At 73.5% G+C, this 12,354-nt stretch carries 11 protein-coding genes; 9 read left to right on the top strand and 2 right to left on the bottom strand.

All coding sequences use genetic code 11. The features are described from left to right. Positions 1-201 precede the first annotated feature (201 nt). The 4 genes from moaC to Drose_RS38435 all read left to right on the top strand — a co-directional run bounded on the left by moaC (position 202) and on the right by Drose_RS38435 (position 2,834). Positions 202-630: a cyclic pyranopterin monophosphate synthase MoaC gene (gene moaC, locus Drose_RS38450; protein ID WP_260729961.1), complete on the top strand. Its 429-nt coding sequence runs from the start codon at positions 202-204 to the stop codon at positions 628-630. Further along, positions 615-1,094, top strand: a complete 480-nt coding sequence (locus tag Drose_RS38445; RefSeq protein ID WP_260726094.1) for a MogA/MoaB family molybdenum cofactor biosynthesis protein — start codon at positions 615-617, stop codon at positions 1,092-1,094. Before moaC ends, Drose_RS38445 begins: the two co-directional genes overlap by 16 nt. A 133-nt stretch (positions 1,095-1,227) precedes the next feature. Beyond that, a complete protein-coding gene (locus tag Drose_RS38440; protein WP_343870776.1) occupies positions 1,228-2,424 on the top strand; it encodes a molybdopterin molybdotransferase MoeA in 1,197 nt (398 codons plus the stop codon). Then, a complete protein-coding gene (locus Drose_RS38435; protein ID WP_260726093.1) occupies positions 2,421-2,834 on the top strand; it encodes a molybdenum cofactor biosynthesis protein MoaE in 414 nt (137 codons plus the stop codon). Before Drose_RS38440 ends, Drose_RS38435 begins: the two co-directional genes overlap by 4 nt. Positions 2,835-2,837: 3 nt before the next feature. Here Drose_RS38435 and Drose_RS38430 read toward each other — a convergent pair whose 3' ends face one another. After that, the gene (locus tag Drose_RS38430) at positions 2,838-3,407 is read right to left on the bottom strand and encodes a DoxX family protein (RefSeq protein WP_390891480.1); all 570 of its coding nucleotides are present in this window, start codon (positions 3,405-3,407) and stop codon (positions 2,838-2,840) included. Positions 3,408-3,491: 84 nt separating this feature from the next. On the opposite strand from Drose_RS38430, the gene Drose_RS38425 reads away from it, so the two are divergent. The 5 genes from Drose_RS38425 to Drose_RS38405 are packed head-to-tail and all read left to right on the top strand — an operon-like array spanning position 3,492 to position 10,904. Next, positions 3,492-4,841 carry an SWIM zinc finger family protein gene (locus Drose_RS38425; RefSeq protein ID WP_260726091.1) on the top strand — a complete coding sequence of 450 codons (1,350 nt, stop codon included), beginning with the start codon at positions 3,492-3,494 and terminating at the stop codon, positions 4,839-4,841. Beyond that, positions 4,838-6,370: a DUF5691 domain-containing protein gene (locus Drose_RS38420; RefSeq protein ID WP_260726090.1), complete on the top strand. Its 1,533-nt coding sequence runs from the start codon at positions 4,838-4,840 to the stop codon at positions 6,368-6,370. The genes Drose_RS38425 and Drose_RS38420 overlap by 4 nt, the downstream gene beginning before the upstream one ends. Beyond that, positions 6,367-7,497, top strand: a complete 1,131-nt coding sequence (locus Drose_RS38415; RefSeq protein ID WP_260726089.1) for an ATP-binding protein — start codon at positions 6,367-6,369, stop codon at positions 7,495-7,497. Before Drose_RS38420 ends, Drose_RS38415 begins: the two co-directional genes overlap by 4 nt. Beyond that, on the top strand, positions 7,490-9,760 hold the full coding sequence (locus Drose_RS38410; RefSeq protein WP_260726088.1) for a DUF5682 family protein: 2,271 nt from the start codon (positions 7,490-7,492) through the stop codon (positions 9,758-9,760). Before Drose_RS38415 ends, Drose_RS38410 begins: the two co-directional genes overlap by 8 nt. Further along, entirely contained in the window at positions 9,747-10,904 is a 1,158-nt protein-coding gene (locus Drose_RS38405; protein ID WP_260726087.1) for a VWA domain-containing protein, read from the top strand. Before Drose_RS38410 ends, Drose_RS38405 begins: the two co-directional genes overlap by 14 nt. Positions 10,905-10,939: 35 nt before the next feature. On the opposite strand, the gene Drose_RS38400 is transcribed toward Drose_RS38405, so the two are convergent. Then, positions 10,940-12,148, bottom strand: coding sequence for an ATP-binding protein (locus Drose_RS38400; protein WP_260726086.1), 1,209 nt, complete (start codon positions 12,146-12,148; stop codon positions 10,940-10,942). Positions 12,149-12,354 lie beyond the last annotated feature (206 nt).

Here is a 12,354-nt window from a genome sequence, read left to right as displayed (position 1 = left end):
GCAACCCTCATAGTTTGCGAAGAAGGGCAGTGATTGTCACGATTTGGTACTCAGGATGTCACGCTGCGTTGAAGTGTGCCGGCGCGCGCTTTCCCTTAGCGTGCATGATCAATAGGGGATCCGTCGGGCTCCCGATGCAGTGGATAAGCTCACTTCGTGGCCCAAGAGCTGACCCATGTGGACGCTTCGGGCGCGGCCCGGATGGTCGACGTCACCGCCAAGGACGTGACCACCCGACGGGCCGTCGCCGCAGGATCCGTCCGGACCGCCGCCGAAGTCGTCGCGCTGTTGCGTGACGGTGCCCTGCCCAAGGGTGACGCGCTCGCCGTGGCCCGCATCGCCGGGATCATGGGAGCCAAGCGCACCCCCGACCTGATCCCGCTGTGTCATCCGATTGCTCTGCACGGCGTCACGGTCGAGTTGACGCTCCGTGATGACGCCATCGACATCGAGGTCGTCACCCGGACCGCCGACCGGACCGGGGTGGAGATGGAGGCGCTGACCGCGGTCGCCGCCGCCGGGCTCGCCCTGATCGACATGATCAAGGCCGTGGATCCCGCCGCCTCCCTGGAGGCAGTGCGGGTCCTGCGTAAGGAAGGCGGAAAGACCGGACTGTGGGAACGCTCGTGAGAGCGGTGGTCGTCGTCGCCTCCAACCGTGCGGCGGCCGGCGTCTACGCCGACACCAGTGGCCCGCTGCTCGTCGCGGGCCTGCGGGCACTCGGCTGCGAGGTCGGTGACCCGGTCGTGGTGCCCGACGGGCCGCCGGTCGAGGCCGCACTGCGGTCCGCCGTCGCCGACGGCGCCGACGTCGTCGTCACCAGCGGCGGCACCGGTGTCACACCCACCGACGCGACGCCGGAGATGACCCGGCGGGTGCTCGACTACGAGGTGCCCGGCATCGCCGAGGCGATCCGGGCGGCCGGCGCGGCGAAGGTGCCGACCGCGATCCTGTCCCGCGGCCTCGCCGGGGTGGCCGGCCGCACGCTCATCGTCAACCTGCCCGGCTCGAAGGGTGGCGCCAAGGACGGCCTGGCCGTGCTCGGCCCGGTCCTCGCCCACGCGGTCGACCAGCTCAAGGGCGGCGACCACTGAGGGATACGGGTCAACCTGGCCGACAACAAGATCGACGTCCGTGAGGGCAGGTCCGAACCCGTGGGTCGCGTGCGGGCGTCGGCGCGGCCCACTGGGTGATCACCCGGAGCTGACCAGGCGCTAGGCTCGACGCGTGACGTTACCGATCACGTGGGCCGATGCCCGCCAGGCGGTGTTCGAGGCGGGCTCGGCGGCGGCGCCGGGCATCACGCCCGTCCCCCTCGTCGAGTCCGACGGCCTGACGCTCGCCGAGCCGCTGGTCACCCTGACCGACCTGCCTGCCTTCCCGACGTCCAGCGTGGACGGCTGGGCGGTCCGCGGTGACGCACCCTGGCGGATCGTCGGGCGTGTCCTCGCCGGTGACCACGCGATCCCGCTGGACTCCCCGGGCACCTGCGTCGAGATCGCCACCGGCGGCATGGTCCCGCCCGGCACCGACGCGGTCATCCGGATCGAGGAATCGAAGGTCGACGGCGACACGGTGCTGGCGGGCACCGCCCGCAAGACGCCCGACTGGCGCAGCCGGGGCGAGGAGGCGGCCCGTGGCGAAGAACTGCTGCCCGCCGGCACCCCCGTCACCCCCGGCGTCATCGGGCTCGCCGCGTCCTGCGGCTACGACACGCTGCCCTGCCGCCCCGCTCCGAAGGCGGCACTGCTGGTCTTCGGCGACGAGTTGCTCGTCGCCGGCCCGCCCGGTGACGGGCGGGTCCGCGACGCCCTCGGCCCGTCACTGCCCTCCTGGCTGCGCCGCGCCGGCACCGAGGTGGTGCACGTCCGCGGGCCGGTCGCCGACACGCTCGACGATCACATCGCGGCCCTGCGGAGCGCCGTCGACGCCGGCGCGCAGGTCGTCTGCACCACCGGCGGGACCATGCACGGGCCGGTCGACCACCTGCACCCGGCGCTCGCGGCGCTCGGCGCGAGGTACGTGGTGAACACCGTCGCGGTCCGCCCCGGGTTTCCGATGCTCGTCGCGAAGCTGCCCGGCGGGCAGTTCGTCGCCGGGCTGCCGGGCAACCCGCAGTCGACGTTCGTGGCGCTGGTCTCGCTCGTCCTACCCCTGCTCGCGGGTCTCACCGGGCGGACGCTGCCGGCGCCCGGCACGGTGACACTCGGCGCCGACGTGCCCGGCCGGGGCGACTTCACGCACCTGGCACTCGTCCGGATGGTGGACGGCCGGGCCCACCCCGTCGCCCACGTGGGGTCGTCCATGCTGCGCGGGCTGGCGAGCTCGTTCGGCTTCGCGGTCATCCCGCCGGGGACGCAGGGGCGCGCGGGTGAGCAGGCACTGGTCGTACCGTTACCGATCCTGGATGGAGAGCGACCTTGATCACGGCGGTTGTCACGACGGAACGGCTCGACGTGACGGAGCACGAGCGGGCCGTCGAGCACCGCTCGGCCGGAGCGGTCGTGTCGTTCGCCGGTGTGGTGCGTGATCACGACGGCGGGCGCGGGGTGCTCGAGCTGGAGTACGAGGGGCACCCGAGCGCCGGCGCGATCCTGGCGGAGATCGCCGCGGAGATCGGTGCGGACCCGGCTGTGCGCGCTCTCGCGGTCTCGCACCGCGTCGGGCGGCTCGAGATCGGCGACGTGGCCCTGGCGGCGGCGGTGTCGACGGCGCACCGGGCCGAGGCGTTCGCACTGTGCGCACGGCTCGTCGACGAGGTCAAGGCCAGGCTGCCGGTCTGGAAGCGTCAGGTCTTCACCGACGGCTCGGAGGAATGGGTCAACTGCCCCTGACCGTCAGGCGGGCAGCCGCCGCCCGATCTGGGCGGCCCGCAGCGCGATCCGGGCATCCCGCCTGGTGGTCCGCAGCGCCCGCCGCGCAGCCTGCCCGATGTGGCCGGCCCGGTGGCCGGCGTGCTCCGCGGTGTGCCGAGTCCGATGGGCGGCGTGCCCGGCGGTGTGCCGAGTCCGCCAGGCGAGCCCCGGGCGCCCTTCGTTGTCCAGCGCCGCGAACACCAGCCCGCCGACGATGCCGAGGTTCTTCAGGAACTGGATGCGCTGCGCGCTCCGTTGCGCAGGATCCTCGGCCTTCCAGAACGGGTGTCCGGCGATCGTCGTCGGCACCATCGATCCGGCCAGCAGCAGCGCCGCGGGCGTGGTCGCGCGCCCGGTGGCCAGGAGCAACCCGCCGGCGAGCTGTGCGGCGCCGTTCAGGCGCACAAGGGTTTCCGCGTCGGTGGGTAGTCTCGGGTGTACCGCGCGGATCGTCGGCTCCAGCCGATCGGTGACCGGCCGCGCCTGATCGGCGAGTTTCGCCGGGTGGCGGGCCGCCTGCCAGCCCTGGATGGCAAAAAGGGCGGCGAGCATCGAGCGGGCCACGGTGCGCACGGGTCTCATGACCGGTTCATACCCAGCCCCGGAATGTCGTACCCCCTCACTACGGTTGGCAGCATGGCCGAAACAACGACGGTCACCACGGTCTGGACGACCGACCAGGTGATGGCACTGGCTCCCGATTCGTCCGCGCAGCGGGCGGCGCGCGGGCTGGCCGGCGACCGCGCCTGGCTGGAGACCGGCCTCAGTGCGAACGACGACCTGCCCCCGACCGTCTGGGGGCTCTGCCAGGGCAGCGGCACGACGCCCTACCAGACCGCCGTCGATCTCACCGAGCCGGCGTTCAAATGCACCTGCCCCAGCCGCAAGTTCCCCTGCAAGCACGCCCTGGCGCTGTTGCTGCGCTGGGCGTCGGGCAGCGTCGCCGACGCCGTGGCGCCCGCCTGGGCCCAGGAGTGGCAGGCGTCCCGCGCCGCCCGGAGCGCCCTGGCGACGCGGGTCGCCGAGCGAGCCGACGATGTTCCACGTGAATCCGGCACCCGGGCGGTGCCGAGCGAGAAGGCCCAGGCGCGACGTGCCGACCGGATCTCGGCCGGTCTCGAAGAGCTCGACCGGTGGCTCACCGACCAGGCACGGGCCGGCCTGGCGACGGTCGCGAAGAACGGCTACGCCCACTGGGACACCATGACCGCCCGGCTGGTCGACGCCCAGGCCACGGGCGCCGCCGGCATCCTGCGCCGCACCTCCGCCGTGACCGGTTCCCCCGAGCGTCTGCTCGGCGAGCTCGCCCGGCTCCGGCTGCTGATCGGGGGTTACCGGCGCCTCGGCGACCTGCCCGAAGACCTCGCCGCCAGCATCCGCATGCGGGTGGGGCTGCCGATCGCCACCGAGACCGTGCTCGCCGGACCGGCCGTCCGCGACCGCTGGCAGGTGCACGGCGTCCGGGACGAGATCGAAGATCAGTTGACCGTCCGCCGCGCCTGGCTGCGTGGCGTCGTGTCCGGCCGCCCGCTGCTCGTGCTGTCGTTCGCCGTCGCCGGGCAGTCACTGCCGATCGACCTGCTGCCCGGCACCGAGATCGACGCCGACGTGTGCCTCTATCCCGGCGGCCAGCCGGCCCGGGCACTCATCGCCAAGCGGCACGCGCCACCCGAGCGCATCCACGCCGTCGCGGGTGCCGCGGGCATCGAGGCCAACCTGCGCGCCCATGCCGAGGCGCTGGCCGGCGACCCGTGGCTCGACTACTGGCCGATGGTCCTCGACGCGGTCACCCCGGTCCGCGACGGTGCCGCATGGCTCCTCGCCGACGCCGACGGCAACGGGCTGCCGCTCGACGCGGCCGCCGGTGAGCCCTGGCGCCTCGTCGCGGTGACCGCGGGCCGGCCCGCCACCGTCACCGCCGAGTGGTCCGCGGGCGGCGTCCGGCCCATGGGTGTCTGGTCCGACCACCGGCTGGTGCGGCTGTGACGCGCCTGCCCGCGTGGAGCGACGTGCTGGCCACAGCGCTGGTCGGCACCCAGCGGCGCACGCTGCCGCCCGACGTCTCCACCGCCGACGACCCGGCCGAGGCACTGCTCGACGCCGCCGGGGCCTTGACGCTGTACCGGCGGGCGGGCGTCGCCCCGCGCAGCGGTCTGGCGCTGCCCGAGCCCGCACCCGACGACTCCGACCTCCCGCTCGTGTCCTGGCCGGCCGCCGCGCGGGCCGCCGACCTGCTCGCCGTCGATGCGGCCGGCTACGGCACCAGCAACGCCGTGCCGGTCCGCGACGCCGACGGGCGCATCGAGCTGCTGGCCGAGTGGCTCGGCGCCGTCCACGGCCGGCGGGTGCCCGGCGAGCTGCTGCCCGCCCTGCTGGAGATCGGCCGCCGGCACCGTGCCCTCCGACCGCTCATCGCCGCCGCCGGTGGGCCGCGTGTCGCGTGGCTGGCCGCGCAGCGGCCCGACTGGAGTCACCTCGCCGCGGCCGTCGCCGTCGACGCGCCGGCCGACGACGCCGCGGTGTGGGAGCTCGGCGCCATCGGGCGCCGCGTCGGTCATCTCACCGCGCTGCGTCGCCGCGACCCCGGGAAGGCCCGCGAGCTGCTCGCCGCCGCGTGGCAGGCCGAGACGCCGGAGGACCGGGCCGCGTTGCTCGGCGCGCTCGCCACCGGCCTGACCACCGACGATGAGCCGTTGCTGGAGACGGGCCTCGACGACCGGCGCAAGGAGGTCCGGGTGGCGGCGGTCGAGTTGCTCGCCCTGCTGCCCGACAGTGCCTATGCGCAACGGATGACCGAGCGGTCGACCGCCTGCGTGCGCGTCAGCGGCGGCCACATTCTGATCACCCCGCCCACCGCCTGCGACAAGGGCATGCGCCGCGACGGCATCGCGCCCCGCCCGCCCGCCGGGGTCGGCGAGCGCGCCTGGTGGCTGGAAGAGCTGCTCACCCGCACCCCGCTGCGGGTCTGGGGTGAGCCCGAGGAGTTCCTGCGCCTGCCCGTCACCGACGAGTGGGCCGCTGTCGTGCGCCGCGGGCTGGCCCGGGCCGCCGCCGCACAGCGCGAGCCGCGGTGGGCGACCGCGCTGACCGGGCAGCTCACCGAGGAGGTCGCCGCCGGCGGGCACCCCGACGACCGGCTGCTGCTCGAGGCGCTGTATGACGCGCTGCCCTCCGATGCGCTGTCCACGATCGCCGTCGAGGTGCTGCGCCGCGGTCTCGTCGGCGCCGCCGCGGTCGGTGTCGAGCACGTGCTGGAGCTGTGCCCCCGGCCGTGGCCACCGGCGCTCGTCGAGGCCGTGTTCGCCGCCCTCGACGATCTCGGCGGCCGGCGGTCGGCCGGCTGGCGCCTCGCGGGGCTGTGCGAGCTGGCTGCCCTGCGACTGCCCGCCGACACCGCCGGGCGGGCCACCGCGCTCGCCACCGGCCTGCCCTCCGACGACCCGATGTCCTCCATCGTCGGCCGCTTCGCCGACACTCTCCGGTTCCGCCACGACATGCTCGAGGAGCTCGCGTGACCAGCACAGTCGATGTCACTGCCGCACACGTGGACGGCGCGCCCGTCGCCGAGTCGGTGCAGCGGCGGCACGCCGAGGACGAGTTCGCCGCCGAGCTGGCCGCCCTGGCCGCCGGTGACGACCGCCCCCGCCCGCCGGGCTGGCGGCTCTCCCCCGCCGCCGTCGTCACCTACCTGCTGGGTGGCGAGGCGGCCGACGGCACCGTGGTCGTGCCGAAGTACGTCGGGCCGCGCCGCCTGATGGAGGTCGCGGTCGCCACGCTCGCCACCGACCGCGCACTGCTGCTGCTCGGCGTGCCCGGCACCGCGAAGACCTGGGTCTCGGAGCACCTGGCCGCCGCGGTCAGCGGCGACTCGACGCTGCTCGTCCAGGGCACCGCCGGCACCCCCGAGGAGGCGATCCGCTACGGGTGGAACTATGCCCGCCTGCTCGCCGAGGGCCCGTCCCGCGCCGCGCTGGTGCCGAGCCCGGTCCTGCGGGCCATGGCCGACGGGCGGATCGCCCGCGTCGAAGAGCTGACACGTGTCCCGTCCGACGTCCAGGACACGCTCATCACGATCCTGTCGGAAAAGACGCTGCCGGTGCCGGAGTTGGGCGAGGAGGTCCAGGCCCGCAAGGGGTTCAACGTCATCGCCACCGCCAACGACCGCGACCGCGGCGTCAACGAGCTGTCCTCCGCCCTGCGCCGCCGGTTCAACACCGTGGTGCTGCCGGTGCCCGCGGGGGTCGAGGAGGAGGTCGACATCGTCGCCCGCCGTGTCGCCGCCCTCGGCAAGGCCCTCGAACTGCCCGAGCTGCCGCCGGCGGTCGACGAGATCCACCGTGTGGTCACCGTCTTCCGGGAGCTCCGTAACGGCGTCACCGAGGACGGCCGCACCAAGCTCAAGTCGCCGAGCGGCACCCTGTCGACGGCCGAGGCGATCTCGGTGGTCACCAACGGCATGGCGCTCGCCGCCCACTTCGGCGACGGGGTCCTGCGCGCCGGCGACGTCGCCGCGGGCATCCTGGGCGCCGTCGTGAAGGACCCGGTCTCCGACCAGGTCGTCTGGCAGGAATACCTCGAAACGGTGATCCGTGAGCGCGAGGGTTGGCGCGACTTCTACCGGGCGGCCCGCCGCGGTGAGTGAGCCACTGCTGCTCGGCGTGCGTCACCACGGCCCCGGCTCGGCCCGGGCCGTGCGGCGGGCGCTGGCCGCGTTCCAGCCCGGGATCGTGCTCATCGAGGGCCCGCCGGAGGCCGATCCGCTGGTGCCGATCGCCGGTGACGAGGACATGCGCGCCCCGGTGGCGCTGCTGGCCTACCCCGCCGACAACCCCGACCCGAAGCTGCGCGCCTCGTTCTGGCCGTTCGCCGAGTTCTCCCCGGAGTGGCAGGCGATCCGCTGGGCGGTGGCCCGGGAGGTGCCGGTCCGCTTCATCGACCTGCCGGCCGCCGTGCGCCTGGCCGTCCGCACCCCGGCGGCCCCGACACCGGCGGACGACGCCGTGCGTGTCGACCCGATCGGCGCGCTGGCGGAGGCCGCCGGCTACGACGACCCGGAGCGCTGGTGGGAGGACGTCGTCGAGCACCGCCTGGATGAGGCCTCGCCCGACGTCGACGAGCTGCGTGCCGCGGCCGCGCCGTTCGCCGCGATCGCCGAGGCCATGACCGTCGTGCGGGCCCACGCGCCGGAGCCGCCGGAGGCCGAGCGGGTCGACGAGGAGCGCCGCGAGGCCCACATGCGCGTCGCGCTGCGGGCGGCGCTCAAGGAACACGAGCGGGTCGCCGTCATCTGTGGTGCCTGGCACGTGCCCGCCCTGACCGCACCGCTGCCGAGCGCCTCGGCCGACGCCGCCGTGCTCAAAGGGTTGTCCAAGGTCAAGGTGTCGATGACCTGGGTTCCGTGGACCCACGCTCGGCTCGCCTCCTGGCAGGGATACGGCGCCGGGGTCCGTTCCCCCGGCTGGTACCACCATCTGTTCACCGCTGTCGACCGGCACGTCATCGAGCGGTGGCTGGTCAAGGCCGCCGGCGTCCTGCGCAAGGACGGCGTGCCCGTGTCCAGCGCCCACGTCATCGAGGCCACCCGGCTCGCCGAGGCGCTCGCCACCATGCGCGGCCGGCCGCTGGCCGGGCTCGCCGAGGTCACCGATGCCGCCCACGCCGTGCTGTGCGAGGGCGACGACCTGCGGCTCGGCCTGATCAACCGGCGGCTCGTCGTCGGTGACCGGCTCGGACGGGTGCCGGACAAGACACCCTCGGTGCCGATCTCGCGCGACGTCGCGAGCAGCCAGCGCCGGCTGCGGCTGCCGCCGAAGGTCGAGCGCCGCGAGCTCCGGCTCGACCTTCGCCAGACCTTCGACCTGGAGCGCAGCCGGCTGCTGCATCGGCTGCGCCTGCTCGGGGTCGAGTGGGGCAAGGTCCTGGCCGGGGCGAAGGGCAAGGGCACCTTCCGTGAAGAGTGGGAGATCGCCTGGCAGCCCGAGTTCGAGGTCGACCTGATCGAGGCGGGGGCCTACGGCACGACCGTGCTGGAGGCGGCGACCGCCCGGGTCGCCGAGCAGGCCGCCGCAGCGGAGCTCCTCGCCGACGTGACCGCGCTGGTGGAGCGCTGCCTGCTGGCCGACCTGCCGGCCGCGCTGCCCGGCGTGCTCGACGCGCTCGACGAGCGGATGGCGCTCGACGCTGATGTCGCGCACTTGATGGACGCGCTGCCGGCGCTCGCACGCACGCTGCGCTACGGCGACGTGCGTGGCACCGACCTCTCGTCCTTGCGGTCGGTCACCTTCGGCATGATCACGCGCATCTGCGTCGGCCTGCCGGCGGTGGTCGGCGGCCTCGACGACACGGCCGCGGCGGTGATGCGCGACCGTATCGACGGCGTGCAGGGCGCACTGGCCCTGGTCGACGACGCGGACGCCGGCGCGCGCTGGCAGGCGGTCCTCGGCGGCCTGTCCACCCGCGACGACCTGCACGGCCTGCTCGCCGGCCGGACGAGCCGCCTGCTGCTGGACGCCGGCACCGTCGACGCCGAGGAGATCGGCGTCCGGATGGCGCTGGTGCTGACCGTGGGTGTCCCCGTCGCCCGCGCCGCCGCCTGGATCGAGGGCTTCCTCGCCGGCGACGGGCTGTTGCTGGTCCACGACGAGCGCCTCCTGGGCCTCGTCGACACCTGGCTCACCGGCATCCCGGCGGAGGCGTTCGTCGAGGTGCTGCCCCTGTTGCGGCGGACCTTCAGCGGCTATCCCGCCCCGCAGCGCCGCATGATCGGTGAGCGCGCCGCCACGATCGGCACCACCGGCGGCCGGCGTCGCGGCGAGCCCGAAGACCTGATCGACCCCGATCGCGGTGCGCTGCTGCTGCCCGTGGTCACCAAGCTGCTCGGGAAGGAGTTGCATGTCACCGGATGACGAGCGCCTCCGCCGCTGGCGGCTCGCGCTCGGCGGCGCGCCCGACGCGGACGGCACCGGCTATGGCCTGAGCGGCGACGACGTCGCCGTCGACGCGGCACTCGGCGCGCTCTACGACAGCACCGGCGACGGCACGCCGGTCCAGCGCGGCGCCGGTCTCGGCGCGTCGGCGCCGCGCGTGGCGCGCTGGCTCGGCGACATCCGCAAGTACTTCCCCTCGACCGTCGTGCAGGTCATGCAGGCCGACGCCATCGAGCGGCTCAACCTGACCCGGCTGCTGCTCGAGCCCGAGATGCTCGACGCGGTCGAGCCCGACGTGCACCTGGTCGGCACGCTGCTGTCGCTCAACCGGGTCATGCCCGACAAGAGCAAGCGTGCCGCGCGCAAGGTCGTCGCGAAGGTCGTCGCCGAGCTGGAGCGGCGCGTCGCGCAGCCGACCCGCACCGCGCTGAGCGGCGCGCTCAACCGCGCCGCGCGGACCAGCCGGCCGCGCCACCACGACATCGACTGGGACAAGACGATCCGCGCCAACCTCAAGCACTACCAGGTCGAGCACCGCACGGTGGTGCCGGAGCGGCTCATCGGCTACGGCCGCAGAGCGCAGTCGGTGCAGCGTGACATCGTGCTGTGCGTCGACCAGTCCGGTTCGATGGCGGCATCGGTCGTCTATTCGGGAGTCTTCGCGGCGGTACTGGCATCGATGCGCTCCCTGAAGACCTCCCTCGTCGTCTTCGACACCGCGGTCGTCGACCTGACCGACCGCCTCGCCGATCCGGTCGACGTGCTGTTCGGCACGCAGCTCGGTGGCGGCACCGACATCAACCGCGCGATCGCCTACGGTCAGCAGCTCATCACCCGACCGCGGGACACCGTCTTCGTGCTGATCAGTGATCTTTACGAGGGAGGTGTACGGGACGAGATGCTGCGCCGCGTGGCCGCCATGACCGCCTCGGGTGTCCAGGTCATCACCCTGCTGTCCCTCTCGGACGAAGGCGCTCCGGACTACGACCACGACAACGCCGCGGCCCTGGCGGCCCTGGGCGTCCCGGCGTTCGCCTGCACGCCGGACGTGTTCCCCGAGCTGATGGCGGCGGCGATCGAACGCCGCGACCTGCGCTCGATCATCGAACGCACCAGGTCTTGAGTGATGCGGCCGCGTGATCCGTGCGGTGCGGCGGGTCACTCCGAGGGCTGGGTGCGCAGGTAGCGGGCGAAGTGGGGAACCGTGAAGGCCACCGTCCCGCGTTCACCCGAGTAGATCAGGCCCTTCTTGATCAGCGCGTCCCGCGCGGGGGAGAGGCTCGCCGGGCGGCGGCCCAGGGTCTTGGCGATCTCAGCCGTCGGCACCGCTTCCGAGACGTCGACGGCGGGGAGCAGGGTCGCCATCGTACGCATGTATTCGCGCTCGGCCGGGGTCGCCCGTTCGTAACGGGAGCCGAAGAACCCGACCGCCAGCTCGGCCTCCGCCTCGGGAGCCGCGACCCGCACGTCGGCCGCGGTGATCGGGGAGCGCGGCGCGTGGTCCCAGGTCGCCTTGCCGTAGGCCTGGACGAAATACGGGTAGCCGCCCGAAGCGTCGTACAAGGCGTCGAGGGCCTTCTCCTCGTATTCCACCTCCTCCCGCTGCGCCGGCGCGGTCAACGCCAGGTCCGCCGCGAGCCGGTCCAGCCGGTCGATCCGCTGGTACCGGAAGAGGCGTTCCGAGTACGACTTCGAGGCCGACAACAGTGCCGGCAGGTGTGGCAGGCCGGCGCCGACCACGATCAGCGGCGCGCCCGTCTGCGACAACTCGTGGCACGCGGCGCACAGCGCCGACACGTCGTCGGCCGTCAGATCCTGCATCTCGTCGATGAACAGCGCCACGCCGGTGCCGACGTCCATGGCCACGCTCGCCGCGTCCGTGAACAGCTCGACCAGGTCGATCTCGATGTCGCCAGAGTCGGCTCGCCCGGTCGCCGGCGGCACGTCGATGCCCGGCTGCCACCGGTCCCGCAGCTTGGACGGCGGCTTGCGCGGATCCTCGCGCATCGCGAACGCTTTCAGCACCCCGAGGAACTCGTCGATCCGGTCCGGCGCCCGGTGATGCGGCGCGAGCTCACGGATCGCCATGTGCAGGGCCGCCGACACGGGGCGGCGCAGGGACTCGTCGGGCCGGGCCTCGATCTTGCCGGTGCCCCAGAGCCGGGAGATCGCCTGCGATCGCAGCGTGTTGAGCAGCACTGTCTTGCCGACGCCACGCAGGCCGGTGAGCATGAGAGACCGCTCCGGCCGCCCACGGGCGATCCGCTCCAGGACCACTTCGAAGGCGTGCAGCTCGCGGTCACGGCCGGCGAGCTCAGGCGGACGCTGCCCGGCGCCGGGCGCATACGGATTGCGAACCGGATCCACGATCGCACAGTATCGGCGTTTCTAGCCCAGGAGCTAGAACCGCGTAGAAGAACCTCTACGGCGTGTCGTGGTCTTTCTAGCGTTTTCTAGCGCAGGCGCAAGAAGGCCCAATAATGCGGCAGCGAACACCGCACCTCCGATCGAACGAATGTACTACAACCCTACTCTGCCACAAAACAAGGGGGGTCGTGTCCGAGGAATCGCAG

Source organism: Dactylosporangium roseum (assembly GCF_025264685.1).
GTDB lineage: Bacteria > Actinomycetota > Actinomycetes > Mycobacteriales > Micromonosporaceae > Dactylosporangium > Dactylosporangium roseum.
This window is presented reverse-complemented; position numbering and strand designations above follow the sequence as displayed.

Excerpts from the sequence above, each read along its gene's own strand:
- moaC (WP_260729961.1), top strand. The coding sequence starts at position 202 with ATGGTCGACGTCACCGCCAAGGACGTGACCACCCGACGGGCCGTCGCC.
- Drose_RS38430 (WP_390891480.1), bottom strand. The coding sequence starts at position 3,407 with ATGCTCGCCGCCCTTTTTGCCATCCAGGGCTGGCAGGCGGCCCGCCAC.
- Drose_RS38425 (WP_260726091.1), top strand. The coding sequence starts at position 3,492 with ATGGCCGAAACAACGACGGTCACCACGGTCTGGACGACCGACCAGGTG.
- Drose_RS38405 (WP_260726087.1), top strand. The coding sequence starts at position 9,747 with ATGTCACCGGATGACGAGCGCCTCCGCCGCTGGCGGCTCGCGCTCGGC.